The following is a 9797-nucleotide window of genomic DNA, read 5'->3' as shown; positions in this document are numbered from 1 at the left end:
GCTCCGCCACAGGAGAAAACGCTGTCCTCGCGAGAATCCCGCTGAGAACCCGCGGGTGGCCGGGCTGCGTGCGTGATCGGCGGCTCAGCGGCTTCGCCGCTGACAGGCGGAAGACGAGGGGCCGCTGTTGTGGTGGTTCGCGGTCGGTGGGTTCGTCGCTGAGGGGGATGGGCGAGGGACTGCTGTTTCTGGTGGTTCCTGTTCGGCGGCTTCGCCGCTGACGCGTGGCGGACGGGGGCTGCTGGGGCGTGCCGTGCGTGGCTCGTTCGTCCGGTTTCCGGGGCGTTCTGCTCGGGGGAGTGCGGGGAAGTGGTGGTTGACCGAGGGCTGGAACAGGCCTACTTTTCCGTATACCTATAAGTATACTTCCGTTATGTGGAATCGGAGCGGCCATGTCGATGGAGCGTGCCGAAGCCGTCACCACGCCGGGAAGCCCCAGCCCCCGGCTCTACAACGCCGACCTGGCCCCGCCCGAACAACGCCGCTGGAAGACCTACAGCATCTTCGCGCTGTGGATGAACGACGTGCACAACATCGGCAACTACACGTTCGCCGCAGGCCTGTTCGCCCTCGGGCTCGGCGCGCTGCCCTCGCTGCTCGCGCTGCTCATCGGCATCCTCGTCGTGTTCTGGGGCATGAACCTGATGGGCCGCATGGGGCAGCGCACCGGCGTCCCCTTCCCCGTGATGGCCCGCATCTCCTTCGGCGTGCACGGCGCGCAGCTGCCCGCGCTGATCCGCGCCGTCGTCGCCATCGCCTGGTACGGCATCCAGACCTACCTGGCCTCGCTCGCCGTCGTGGTGCTGGTGCTGCGCATCGACCCGGCGCTCACCCCCTACGCGCAGGACTCGATCCTCGGGCTCTCCAGCCTCGGCTGGCTCTGCTTCCTCGCGCTGTGGGCCGTGCAGCTGGTGATCCTCAGCTTCGGCATGGAGATCATCCGCCGGTTCCAGGACTGGGCCGGGCCCATCGTGTGGGTCGTGATGCTCGCGATGGCGATCTGGGTGCTGGTCCTCGCGGGCGGGCGGATCTCCTGGAACCCGCCGAACGCGCTCAGCGGGCCCGCGATGTGGTGGGAGGTGCTCGGCGCCGCCGGGCTCACCATCGCCATCTACGGCACGCTGATGCTCAACTTCTGCGACTTCTCCCGGTTCGCGCCGGACCGGAAATCGGTGCTGCGCGGGAACTTCTGGGGCCTGCCGGTGAACTTCACCGCCTTCGCGATGGTGTCGATCACCGTCACCGCCGGGACCTACACCCTGTTCGGCGAGATCATCACCGATCCGGCGGAGATCATCGCGAAGGTGCCGAACACCTTCGTCCTCGTCGTCGGGGCCCTGCTGTTCGCGCTGGCGACCATCGGCGTGAACATCGTCGCCAACTTCGTCTCGCCCGCCTACGACCTCGCCAACCTCGCACCGAAGCACATCGACTTCCGGCGTGGCGGGCTGATCAGCGCCGTGCTCGCCGTGGTGGTGCTGCCGTGGAACCTCTACAACAGCCCCGCCACCGTGGAGTACTTCCTCGGCGGGCTCGGCGCGGTGCTCGGGCCGCTGTTCGGCGTGATCATCGTGGACTACTGGCTGCTGCGGCGCGGCCGGATCAACGTGCCCGACCTCTACACCGAGGACCCCGCCGGTGAGTACGCCTACCGGCGGGGCGTGAACCCGCGGGCCATCGCCGCGCTGCTGCCCGCGTCGGCGGTCGGCATCGCGCTCGCCGTGGTGCCCGCGTTCGCCGTGCTGTCCTCGTTCTCCTGGTTCCTCAGCGCGCTGCTCGCGGGAGGGATCTACCACCTGATCGCCGACCGCAGCCGCGACTTCACCGACGTCCCCGGCGGCCACCTGGCGCAGAGCACCACCGCCGAAGGAATCCACTGAGGGACTGCACTGAGGGAGAGCACGTGCGCATCGTCGTCGCCAACGTCAACACGACCGAAGCCGTCACCGAGGTGATCCGCGCGCAGGCCACCGCGATCGCCGCGCCCGGCACCGAGATCCTCGCCGTCACTCCGCGCTTCGGCCCGCCCTCCGTGGAGGGGAACTTCGAGAGCTACCTGGCCGCGGTCGCCGTGATGGACCGGGTGCGGGCCGTGCCGGACCCCTTCGACGCGGTGGTGCTGGCCGGATTCGGCGAGCACGGCAAGGAAGGGCTCGCGGAGCTGTTCGACGTGCCCGTCGTGGACATCACCGAAGCCGCCGCGCACACCGCGAGCCTGCTCGGCCGCCGCTTCTCCGTGGTCACCTCGCTGGCGCGCACCACCGGCCAGATCGCCGACCGGCTCGCGCTGACCGGGCTGAGCTCGCGGTGCGCCTCGGTGCGCGCCACCGGGATGGCCGTGCTGGAACTGGAAGCCGACCCGGAACGCGCCAGGGACCGGCTCGCCGCCGAAGCCGTGCGCGCCGTCCGCGAAGACGGCGCCGAGGTGATCTGCCTCGGCTGCGCAGGCATGGCGGGACTCGCCGAGCAGGTGCGCGACGCCGCGGGCGTGCCCGTCGTGGACGGCGTGCCCGCCGCGGTGGGACTGGCGGAACTGCTGGTGCGGCAACGGCTCAGCACCTCGAAGGTGGGTGGCTGGGCCTCGCCGCTGCCCAAGGAGATCACCGGCTGGCCGATCAGCCGGGCCTGACCGGCGGAACCGGGAACGACGAACAGGAGGTTGCGGTGCCAGACGACCCGTACGACGTGGTGATCCGCGCGCGGCGGCTCATCGGCCCGCGCGGCGAGACCGCGGGCAGCGTCGCCGTCCGCGACGGCCGCATCGCCGCCGTCGCACCGCACGACGCGCCACCGCCCGCCGCGCGCACCGTGGAGCTCGCCGACGACGAAGTGCTGCTGCCCGGCCTCGTCGACACCCACGTGCACGTCAACGACCCCGGCCGCGCCGAGTGGGAGGGGTTCCCGACCGCCACCCGCGCCGCCGCCGCGGGCGGCATCACCACGCTGCTGGACATGCCGCTGAACAGCCTCCCGCCGACCGTCGACCCCGGTTCGCTCGCGGTGAAGCGGCAGGCCGCCGACGGCAGGGTGCACGTGGACGTCGGGTTCTGGGGCGGCGCGATCCCCGGCAACCGCGAACACCTCGGGCCGCTGCACGACGCCGGGGTGTTCGGGTTCAAGAGCTTCCTGCTGCACTCCGGCGTCGACGAGTTCCCGCCGCTCGACTCCGCCGGGCTGGAAGCGGCGCTGACCGAGCTCGCGACCCGGGACGCGCTGCTGATCGTGCACGCCGAGAACTCGGAAGCGATCGACGCCGCACCCAGCCCGCACGGCGAGCACTACCGCGATTTCCTCGCCTCCCGCCCGCGCGGTGCGGAGGACGTGGCCATCGCCCAGGTCCTCGACCTGGCGCGGCGCACCGGCGGGCGGGTGCACGTGCTGCACCTGTCCTCCGCGGACGCGCTGCCGATGATCGCCGCCGCGAAGGCCGACGGGGTGCGGGTCACCGTGGAGACCTGCCCGCACTACCTCGGCTTCACCGCCGAGGAGATCCCGGACGGCGCCACCCAGTTCAAGTGCTGCCCGCCGATCCGCGAAGCGGCCAACCGCGAACGGCTCTGGCAGGGGCTCGCCGACGGCACCATCGACTGCGTCGTCAGCGACCACTCGCCCTGCACCCCGGAGCTGAAGCGGCTCGACACCGGCGACTTCGGCGTCGCCTGGGGCGGCGTGTCCAGCCTGCAGCTCGGCCTGTCCGCGGTGTGGACGCAGGCGCGGCTGCGCGGGCACGGGCTCGCCGACGTGGTGCGCTGGATGGCCGGGCGCACCGCGGAGATCGCCGGGCTGCACCGCAAGGGCGCCATCGCACCGGGAGCCGACGCCGACCTGTGCGCCTTCGCCCCCGACGAGGCCTTCGTCGTCGACGCCGCCGAGCTGCAGCACCGCAACCCCGTCTCCGCCTACCAGGGCCGCGCGCTCGCCGGGCGCGTCCGGCGCACCTGGCTGCGCGGCGAACCCGTCGACATCGCAGGCCCACCACGAGGAACGCTGCTGAGCAGGGGAGAAGCATGAACGACCGGTCCGCGCTGCCCGACCTCGCCTCGCGCGCCGTCGGCGGCGCCGTCGTGCACGCCAACGACGAGCTGTTCGCCGAACGCGAGAACCTCATCAAACCCGCCGCACCCGCCTACCAGCCCTACACGTTCGGCCACAAAGGACAGGTCTACGACGGGTGGGAGACGCGGCGGCGCCGCGAACCGGGCCACGACTTCGCGCTGATCCGGCTCGGATTGCCGGGGATCGTGCGGCGGCTCGTGGTGGACACCGCGTTCTTCAAGGGCAACTACCCGCCCGAGGTGTCCGTGCAAGGCGCGGCCGTCGACGGCTACCCGAGCCCGGCGGAGCTCCTCGACGCCGACTGGGTGGAACTGCTGCCCGCCTCGCCGGTCCGCGGTGACGCCGAGAACGCCTTCGACGTGGACACCGCGCTGCGCTGCACCCACCTGAAGCTGTGCATGCACCCGGACGGCGGCATCGCCCGGCTGCGCGCCCGCGGTGAACCGGTCGCCGACCCGAGGTGGGCGCGCGGCGAGTTCGACCTGGCCGCGCTGGAGCACGGCGGGCGCATCACCGGGTGCAGCAACATGTTCTACAGCTCGCCGTCGAACCTGCTCGCGCCCGGCCGGGCCGCCGTGATGGGCGAGGGCTGGGAGACCGCGCGGCGCCGCGACGACGGCAACGACTGGGTGGAGGTGGGGCTCGCCGCGCCCGGCGTGCTCACCGCCGCAGAGCTCGACACCAGCCACTTCGTCGGCAACGCGCCCGGCTGGGCCGTGCTGTCCGGTGTGGACGGACGAGTGGCCGATCCGGCCGATCCCGCCGCGTGGCGGGAGGTCCTGCCGCGCACCCGGCTGCAACCCGACACCCGGCACCGGTTCCGGCTGCACTCCGGCGCCGAGTTCACCCACGTGCGGCTCGACGTGCACCCGGACGGCGGCATGGCGCGGCTGCGGCTGCACGGCACCGCCACCACCGACGGGCACGCCGACCTGGTGCGCCGCTGGTACTCCGCGGTGCCCGCGGAGTACGCGCGGGACGTGCTGCTCGACTGCGGCGTTCCGGCCGGCACCGCGGGCGAACTCGCCGCCGCGGCGGGCTCCGACGCCGTGACCGTGTTGGCGGCCGCCTTCCGCTGACCGGCCGGGCGCTCCGCTGCTGCCGGTTCCTGCTGACCGGACGGGTTTCTGCCCGGTTTCTGCTGGCAGGCCGGGTCTGCCACCGGCCGAGCCCTCGCCGGCCGGTCCTCCGCCGACCGACCGGAACGGGCACGGGAAGTCGGGTGCGCCGCGGCGCCTGCGACCTAGCGTGGTGGGCATCAGGAAGAAGGAGGATCCGGTGCTGGATCGGCTGAACGCGGCCCTGGACCACGCGGAAGCGCACCTCGGCGACACCGTCGACGTGGGCGAGCTCGCGCGGATCACGGCCACCTCCGAGTACCACTTCCGGCGGATGTTCTCCGCGCTGGCGGGGATGCCGTTCTCGGAGTACCTGCGGCGCAGGCGGCTCACCCTCGCGGGGGCGGAAGTGCTCGCCGGGCGGCGGACGCTGCTGGACATCGCCGTCCGGTACGGCTACGGCTCGGGGGAGGCGTTCGCGCGGGCGTTCCGCGCGGTGCACGGCGTCGGCCCCGGCGAAGCCCGGCGTACCGGCGCCGCGCTGCGCTCCCAGCAGCGGATCTCCTTCCGGCTCACCGTCGAAGGGAGGAGCGAGATGCGCTACCGCATCGTGCGCCGCGAGGCGTTCCACGTCGTCGGCCGGAAGGCGCGGGTACCGCTCGTGCACGAAGGCCCCAACCCCGCGATCGTCGAGCACGTCCGCGGCATCGGCCCGGACGAGCTGCGGCGCATCGCGGCCCTGTCCGACCAGGAACCGGCCGGTGTCATCGCCGCCACCGACGACCTGGACGACGGCCGCGCCGAGGGGAGCACGCTCGACTACTACCACGGGGTGGTGGCCGGGAACCCCGGCCCGGACGACCTCGACTCGCTGGCGGTCCCGGCCGGGACCTGGGCCGTGTTCGAGGTGTCCGGCGAGTTCCCGCACGCCATCCAGTACCTGTGGCGGGACGTCTACACCGAGTGGTTCCCGTCGAACCCCTACCGCAGCAGGCCCGGCCCGGAACTCCTCCGCACCGAGGTGTCCGCGGACGGCGCCCGCGGCGAAGCGGAGCTGTGGATCCCGGTGGAGGAGGCCTGACGGCCTGCGCGGTGCTCGGGTGGCGGAACCCCGGTGGTTCCGCCACCCGGTGCCGTGCAGCAGAAGCGGACGGGCACCTTCATGTCAGACTGCTGACATGAGTCGAAGCGGTCCCGGCGTCGAGCTGGAGACGTCCCTGGGCTACCTGCTCAAAGAGGTGTCGAGCACGCTCCGCGCCGCCATGGAGGACGTGCTGCGGCCGCTCGGGATGACCGTCACGCACTACTCCTGCCTGGAGCTGCTGGCGCAACGACCGGGCCTGTCGAACTCCGAGCTCGCGCGCGGCGCGTTCGTGACGCGGCAGTCGATGAACGTGCTGCTGCAGAACCTGGAACGCGCCGGTCACGTGACCAGACCCGCGGAAGCGCCCGTCGGCAAGGCGCTCCCCGCCCGGCTCACGCCCAGCGGCCGGCGCAGCCTGGAGCAGGCGAGCGCCGCGGTCCGGGACGTCGAGCGCCGGATGCTGGGCGGCCTGGGCGAAGCCGAGCAGGCGGAGGCGTTCCGGCTGCTCAAAGGCATGATCCACTCGCTGCGCGAGCAGTCCGGCTGACCGGTTGTCGGGTTCGTCCGGCTGTCCGGGTTCGACCGGCTGGCCGGGTGGCCGGCTCGTGCGGCTGTCCGGGTTCGACCGGCTGTCCGGCTTGTGCGGCTGTCCGGGTTCGACCGGCTGGCCGGCTGCCCCGGCTCGACCGGCTGACCCCCTCGACCGGCTGATCGGCTGCCCCGGCTCGACCAGCTGCCCGGCTGGCCCGGCTGACCGGCTCGACCGGCACCGGCCCGTCCCCACGGCCCGGTCAGCTCAGGACGATCGTCTCCACCGGCAGCCCGGGCGTCGCGGACAGGTCCAGCGGGGACGGCTTCGCGCCCGCGGCCACCACGTGCGCGCCCAGCGCGGCGATCATCGCGCCGTTGTCGGTGCACAACCGGGGCCGCGGCACCCGCAGCTCGATCCCGGCGGCCGCGCACCGCTCCGCGGCCAGCGCGGACAGCCGCGAGTTCGCCGCCACCCCGCCGGAGATCACCAGGGTGCTCACCCCGAGGTCCTGCGCCGCGCGCACCGCCTTGAACGTGAGCACGTCCGCCACGGCCTCCTGGAACGAGGCGCACACGTCGGCGACCGGGATCTCCCGCCCCGCCCGCTGCTCGCCCTCGACCCAGCGGGCCACCGCGGTCTTCAACCCGGAGAACGAGAAGTCGTGCCGCGCGTCCCGCGGACCGGTCAGTCCGCGCGGGAACGCGATCGCCTTCGGATCCCCCTGCTTGGCCAGCTCGTCGATCGGCGGCCCGCCCGGGTACGGCAGGTCGAGGATGCGGGCGACCTTGTCGTAGGCCTCCCCGGCGGCGTCGTCGATGGTGGAGCCGACCTGGGTGATCCGCTCCGCGATGCCCTCCACCAGCAGCAGCTGGCTGTGCCCGCCGGAGACCAGCAGCGCCAGGCAGCGCCGCGGCAACGGCCCGTGCTGCAAGGTGTCCACGGCGACGTGCCCGCCGAGGTGGTTCACCCCGTACAGCGGGACGTCCAGCGCCACCGAGTAGGCCTTGGCCGCGGACACGCCCACCATCAGCGCCCCGGCCAGGCCGGGGCCCGCCGTCACCGCGATCGCGTCCACATCGGACAGTGCGAGCCCGGATTCGTCCAGCGCGCGGCGCATCGTCGGCGCCATCGCGGTCAGGTGCGCCCGGCTGGCGATCTCCGGCACGACACCGCCGAAGCGGGCGTGCTCGTCGACGCTGGAGGCCACGGCGTCCGCGAGCAGCTCCACCGAACCGTCCGCGCCGAGCCGCACCAGGCCGACTCCGGTCTCGTCGCAGGAGCTCTCGATGCCGAGCACGATCCGGTCGGTGGTGGTCACGACGCACCACCTCCCTCCGCAGTGGGGTCGACCGCGGGCCTGCGCATCGTGTGCGCGTCCGCGCCCGAAGGCTGGTAGTAGCGCTTGCGCAGGCCGACGATCTCGAACCCGTTCTTGCGGTACAGCTCGATCGCCGGGTCGTTGTCGGTGCGCACTTCGAGGAACGTGGTGGCGTGGTGCTCGTCGGCGCGCGCCAGCAGCCGCAGCAGCAGTGCCCGGCCCACCCCGCGGCCCTGGTGCGCGGGATCGACGCCGATGGTGTGCACCTCGGCGTCCACCTCCGGCGGGCGGCCGGCCAGCGACAGCCCGGCGTAGCCGATCAGCTGCTCCGCCTCGTCGTAGGCGCCCAGGTAGTGGTGGCCGCGGTCCAGCTCGGCGGCGAACGACTCCAGCGACCACGGGTCGTCGCCGGGGAACAACACCTGCTCCAGCTCGGCGCACCGCTTCAGGTCGGCGCGGCGCAGCTTCGCGATGAACGGGGTGCTCACGACGCCGCCTCCGGGCTGACCTGCTTGCGCGGTCCCGGAGCGGTGGCGTCCGGGCGGCGCAGGTACATCGGCACCAGCGGCAGCGGTTCCTCCCCGCTGTGCAGGTCGTGCCGCGCGGCCGCGACCAGGCCGGTCGGGGTCGGGTACCGGGTGTCGAGGACCTCCAGCCCGAACACCTCGCGGTGCGCGTCGGCCATCTCGCCGACGGCGAAGTCCAGGTCCAGCTCGGCGATCTCCGCCGGCACGTCGGCCGGGCGGTGCACGTGCGGGCCGGTGAGGCGTTCCCGGTCCGGCCCGTAGGCGGCCCAGTACACCTCCTTGCGGCGCGCGTCGGTGGCGACCAGCAGCCGCATCCCGCCCGCCGAGGCACCGGACACGGCGGCGCCCGGCTCACCGACGTCGGCGAGCACCCCCTGCGCGGCGGCCGTCTCCGGCACCGCGGCGGCGATCGCGTCCAGGCTGCACACCGGGTGCACCGGGACGTCCAGGGCTTGCCCGAGCGCTGCGGCCGTCACCATGCCCGCCCGCAGCCCGGTGAACGGGCCGGGGCCGGAGCCGACGACGATCGCGTCCGCGTCCGCCAGCCGATGACCGGCCTCGCTGACCGCCGCCATCAGGTGCGGGGTGAGCAGTTCGCCGTGCGCCCGGGCGTTCACCGTGACGCGTTGCGCGAGAGGCCGGGGTCCGCCGCCGTCCAAGGCGACCAGCCCTGCGGTGACCGCGGGCGTCGAAGTGTCCAGCGCGATGACGAGCACAGCCGAAAAGACTACGTCACCCCAGGTCACCGACGTGTCCCGGGTGCCGGGCGGGACCCCGACCACGACGAACCCCGCCCACCCGGATCGGAGTGAGCGGACCGTTGGTCCAATCGGACGGGACGAACGGTCCGTTCACCCGGCGATGGCGCCGCGCCGCTGTAGAAATAGCGACCGGACGTTCGCCTAACGCGGCGGTCGGCCAACGCCCCGTTCATCTGAGGAGACCGGACGAACGGTCCGTTCGCCCCGCGATGGTGCCGCCGCAGCCAAAAATAACGACCGGCCGTTCGCCTAAAAGGGGTCAACCGGCGCCCCCGTTCTTCCGAGGGAGCCGGGCCGACTCGAACCGTCCGGGACTGACCACGACCCGACCGGAGTGAACGGACCGTTCGACCAACTAGATCGGACGAACGGTCCGTTCACACCCGCAGAGCCGAAGGCGCGCCCCGCGTACACCGGCGCCGGTTCGGGGCACTCCGCGCAGCGCGCCCCGAACTCGTCCG

The 9797-nt window shown here is 73.0% G+C and carries 9 protein-coding genes; 6 read left to right on the top strand and 3 right to left on the bottom strand.

Annotated elements, in window-relative coordinates:
• The first annotated feature begins 392 nt into the window (after positions 1 to 392).
• From ABZ805_RS28575 to ABZ805_RS28550, 6 genes are all read left to right on the top strand, one after another.
• The gene (locus tag ABZ805_RS28575) at positions 393 to 1880 is read left to right on the top strand and encodes an NCS1 family nucleobase:cation symporter-1 (protein WP_358446826.1); all 1488 of its coding nucleotides are present in this window, start codon (positions 393 to 395) and stop codon (positions 1878 to 1880) included.
• Between the two features lie 23 nt (positions 1881 to 1903).
• Positions 1904 to 2629, top strand: a complete 726-nt coding sequence (locus ABZ805_RS28570) for an aspartate/glutamate racemase family protein (RefSeq protein WP_358446823.1) — start codon at positions 1904 to 1906, stop codon at positions 2627 to 2629.
• 35 nt (positions 2630 to 2664) lie between these two features.
• The gene (gene allB / locus ABZ805_RS28565; RefSeq protein ID WP_358446816.1) at positions 2665 to 4011 is read left to right on the top strand and encodes an allantoinase AllB; all 1347 of its coding nucleotides are present in this window, start codon (positions 2665 to 2667) and stop codon (positions 4009 to 4011) included.
• Positions 4008 to 5135 (top strand): allantoicase, encoded by a 1128-nt coding sequence (alc, locus tag ABZ805_RS28560; RefSeq protein ID WP_358446813.1) that lies wholly within the window; start codon positions 4008 to 4010, stop codon positions 5133 to 5135. Before allB ends, alc begins: the two co-directional genes overlap by 4 nt.
• Positions 5136 to 5334: 199 nt before the next feature.
• Entirely contained in the window at positions 5335 to 6195 is an 861-nt protein-coding gene (locus ABZ805_RS28555) for an AraC family transcriptional regulator (RefSeq protein ID WP_358446810.1), read from the top strand.
• A 97-nt stretch (positions 6196 to 6292) separates the two neighbouring features.
• Positions 6293 to 6745: a MarR family transcriptional regulator gene (locus tag ABZ805_RS28550; RefSeq protein WP_358446807.1), complete on the top strand. Its 453-nt coding sequence runs from the start codon at positions 6293 to 6295 to the stop codon at positions 6743 to 6745.
• A 244-nt stretch (positions 6746 to 6989) separates the two neighbouring features.
• Here the strand turns inward: ABZ805_RS28550 and tsaD are convergent, their stop codons facing one another.
• The 3 genes from tsaD to tsaB are packed head-to-tail and all read right to left on the bottom strand — an operon-like array spanning position 6990 to position 9291.
• A complete protein-coding gene (gene tsaD / locus ABZ805_RS28545) occupies positions 6990 to 8048 on the bottom strand; it encodes a tRNA (adenosine(37)-N6)-threonylcarbamoyltransferase complex transferase subunit TsaD (protein ID WP_358446805.1) in 1059 nt (352 codons plus the stop codon).
• Complete coding sequence (gene rimI / locus ABZ805_RS28540) at positions 8045 to 8536, bottom strand: ribosomal protein S18-alanine N-acetyltransferase (protein WP_358446802.1); 492 nt, start codon at positions 8534 to 8536, stop codon at positions 8045 to 8047. The genes tsaD and rimI overlap by 4 nt, the downstream gene beginning before the upstream one ends.
• Complete coding sequence (gene tsaB, locus ABZ805_RS28535; protein WP_358446799.1) at positions 8533 to 9291, bottom strand: tRNA (adenosine(37)-N6)-threonylcarbamoyltransferase complex dimerization subunit type 1 TsaB; 759 nt, start codon at positions 9289 to 9291, stop codon at positions 8533 to 8535. The genes rimI and tsaB overlap by 4 nt, the downstream gene beginning before the upstream one ends.
• Positions 9292 to 9797: the final 506 nt, after the last annotated feature.

It is taken from the genome of Saccharopolyspora sp. NPDC047091 (assembly GCF_040643635.1).
In the GTDB taxonomy this organism is placed as follows: Bacteria; Actinomycetota; Actinomycetes; order Mycobacteriales; family Pseudonocardiaceae; genus Saccharopolyspora_C.
The sequence above is the reverse complement of the archived record's forward strand: the minus strand, read 5'-3'. Positions and strand labels throughout refer to the sequence as shown.

Excerpts from the sequence above, each read along its gene's own strand:
- ABZ805_RS28575 (WP_358446826.1), top strand. The coding sequence starts at position 393 with ATGTCGATGGAGCGTGCCGAAGCCGTCACCACGCCGGGAAGCCCCAGC.
- ABZ805_RS28550 (WP_358446807.1), top strand. The coding sequence starts at position 6,293 with ATGAGTCGAAGCGGTCCCGGCGTCGAGCTGGAGACGTCCCTGGGCTAC.
- alc (WP_358446813.1), top strand. The coding sequence starts at position 4,008 with ATGAACGACCGGTCCGCGCTGCCCGACCTCGCCTCGCGCGCCGTCGGC.